We start from the raw sequence: 2,324 nt of genomic DNA on the forward strand, positions 1-2,324 counted from the left end.
TATGATTCCAGCTTACATTCAAATTCATGATCAGATTAAGTCTGAGATTGATCAAAAAATATGGAAAATCGGGGAGCGTCTTCCCAGCGAACGCGATATGGCTGAGAAATTTCAGGTGAGTCGGATGACGCTTAGGCAGGCCATTACCCTTCTGGTTGAAGAAGGAGTGCTTGAAAGACGGGTAGGAAGTGGTACCTTTATCACCAGCACGCGCGTCCAAGAAAAGATGCGGGGCACAACCAGTTTTACAGAAATTATGAAATCGCAAGGTAAGGAACCTTCTAGCCAAGTGATTTCTTACCGTAAAACCATTCCTAGCCTCCAAGAAGTGGACAAATTGGGCATCGATAAGACAGAGACCATCATTCGGATGGAACGGGTCCGGTATGCTGATGGGATCCCTGTTGTTTATGAAGTGGCCTCTATTCCAGAGAAATTTATTAAGAATTTCAATCGCGAAGAGGTTACCAGCCACTTCTTCCAAACTTTGGAGCGTCATGGTTATAAGATTGGAAAGTCGCACCAGACCATCTATGCGCGATTGGCCAAAGATAAGATTGCGGACTATTTACAGATTTCAAAAGGACAGGCTATTTTAGGTCTGACACAGGTTTCCTATTTTGAAGATGGGACGGCCTTTGAGTATGTAAAAAGTCAGTATGTCGGCGAGCGGTTCGAATTTTATTTGGAAAACAACTAAGCTCGCAATTCACAGTAATAAAAAAACTCTTCAAATGTTTGGGAGACTTTCTCTCTTTGGCATTTGGGAGCTTTTTTAGGTTGAAGACATTCTTTCTAAATAGTGATAGTAAAGGCAAAATGGAAATATTTTAAAAAATTTAAAAAAATTTTTATTTTTTCTTCAATTTTTGATTTTTTTTACGAATTAATAGATAGAAGCAGGTTTTAAAGCTTAATAAGAGATATAAGGCAGGAAAAAATGAAAAAAATTAAAATAGATGTGGTAGCTGTTCCCTTGAGCGGGCATCTGTACCCAACTTTAAATCTCGTTAAACCCTTGTTAGATGATCCTTCGATGGAGATCCGGGTTTTCACAGGACCTCAGAAAAAGGCCGTTGCAGAAAGTCTTGGCTTCACTGTCGTTCCAATTCTAGAGGACAAAGTAGAAGAATTTGAACGCGCGGCGAATAACGATAAGAAACTCAATCTTTTTTCAGCTTATCGGCAATTATCCAAGAGTCTGGATTTGATTAATCATGTATCGGATCAATTGTTAGAGGAGTGGCGCGTCAATCGTCCAGATATTGTGATTGCTGACTTTATCACTCTATCAGCAGGGTTTGTGGCAGAAGAGTTGGAAATTCCTTGGATTACCACCATGGCGACACAATTTGCGATCGAAACTCCTTATGGTCCTCCTTGCTTCTTCGGAGGGATGGGAGTCGCGCGCACGAAGAAGGAAGAGAAGATACAAGCACTATGCCGTAAACTCACGCGCATTGGAAAATACTGTGGGGCTTTCCTCTTACGCAAACGCTTAAAACGTTACAATTTCAAGCTGTACAATCAAAATGGAGTGGAGACCATCTACTCTCCTTATGCCATCTTTGGAATTGGTATGATGGAGCTAGAGTTGAAGACACACTTCCCTCATCAATATGCGTGGCTTGGCCCTTTGGGAACTTCTCTTGAAAAAGCAGAAGATTATCCTTTAGATCTCAGTCCTTACGAGGACAAGACGAAGGTACTCGTGACATGTGGAACCCAGTTGCCTTGGGCGAAGGAGAACTTGCTAGAACAAACCAAGCAGTTGGCTAAAGAGCATCCAGAATGTCACTTTTTCGTCACCTTAGGTGATGGGGCAAAAGACTTTTCTGAAGAAGAAGTAGCGCCAAATGTGACGGTCGTCTCTTATCTGCCCTACAAAGAATATATTCCGCAGATGGACTATGTTATTCACCATGGAGGAGCTGGAATCTTTTATCAGTGTATCGAATTTAAAAAACCAGCCTTGATCTTGCCACATGATTATGACCAATTTGACTACGCGATTCGTGGAGTAGAAGCAGGAATTGCTTTTCAAGCTCATCGCAATCGCACCGAAGAGATTCAAGCAGGTTTCAATGCCTTATTAGAAAAAGAATCTTGGGAAAAGTTAGAGAGACTAAACAAACTTTCAAAAACCTACAAGCCGTTGGATACCTTGGAGTTTGAGATTCAACGATTATTAAGACGTGGAACGGATGGGAAACTATGAAAATTCTTGTAACAGGTGCGACTGGCTTCCTTGGAAAATATGTGATCGATGAATTGTTGGCTCACGATTATTCCATTGTAGCCTTTGGCCGAAACGAAAAATTGGG

Annotated in this window: 3 protein-coding genes; all 3 read left to right on the forward strand. The window is 41.4% G+C overall.

The genetic code is table 11. The annotated features are described in order from the left end of the window. Nucleotide 1 precedes the first annotated feature (1 nt). Nucleotides 2-700 (forward strand): GntR family transcriptional regulator, encoded by a 699-nt coding sequence (locus tag SPADD19_RS06565; protein WP_061455563.1) that lies wholly within the window; start codon nt 2-4, stop codon nt 698-700. A 240-nt stretch (nt 701-940) separates the two neighbouring features. Then, nucleotides 941-2,218, forward strand: a complete 1,278-nt coding sequence (locus tag SPADD19_RS06570; protein ID WP_061455564.1) for a glycosyltransferase — start codon at nt 941-943, stop codon at nt 2,216-2,218. Next, nucleotides 2,215-2,324 (forward strand): NAD-dependent epimerase/dehydratase family protein (locus SPADD19_RS13175; protein WP_164905860.1); only part of this gene is annotated, 110 nt, incomplete at its 3' end. The genes SPADD19_RS06570 and SPADD19_RS13175, both read left to right, overlap by 4 nt.

This window comes from Streptococcus parasanguinis (assembly GCF_001578955.1).
Lineage (GTDB): Bacteria > Bacillota > Bacilli > Lactobacillales > Streptococcaceae > Streptococcus > Streptococcus parasanguinis_U.